At 31.4% G+C, this 350-nt stretch carries 1 protein-coding gene; it reads right to left on the bottom strand.

Going from position 1 to position 350, the window contains the following annotated elements; all coding sequences use genetic code 11:
* On the bottom strand, positions 1–350 hold a 350-nt coding region (locus EMN46_RS19835; protein ID WP_229130468.1), incomplete at both ends, for a hypothetical protein.

Raw genomic sequence — 350 nt, 5'->3', positions numbered from 1 at the left:
TTGATTATTATAAGGAGTGTCTTTAAACCAAAAGAAAGGACTTTCATATACTGACTCCCACAATGTTTGAGTACCAAAAGTATAATAATCATTTTCTATTTGGATGATTGGATAGGCATTAGTACAGTTGAAATCGTCCACTGATTGAAAGATCTCAAATCCTTTATCCTTAGGGCTACACAGCAACATATTAATGCAGGATTCAATCGTATTTAAAGGGAGTTGTGACTCTTTCAAAAGTTCCATAAGGTTAAACTGAAAGAGCGGTAAAAAGGTTTTAATTTCTTTCCCTATATTATTTGCTAATAAATTATTAGCTTTTTCAAGTTGTATTCTCTCTATTGCAGAAA

This window comes from Ancylomarina sp. 16SWW S1-10-2, from assembly GCF_009669305.1.
Classification (GTDB): domain Bacteria; phylum Bacteroidota; class Bacteroidia; order Bacteroidales; family Marinifilaceae; genus Ancylomarina.
Note: the sequence above shows the minus strand (reverse complement) of the source record. Positions and strands in the feature narration are given on the sequence as shown.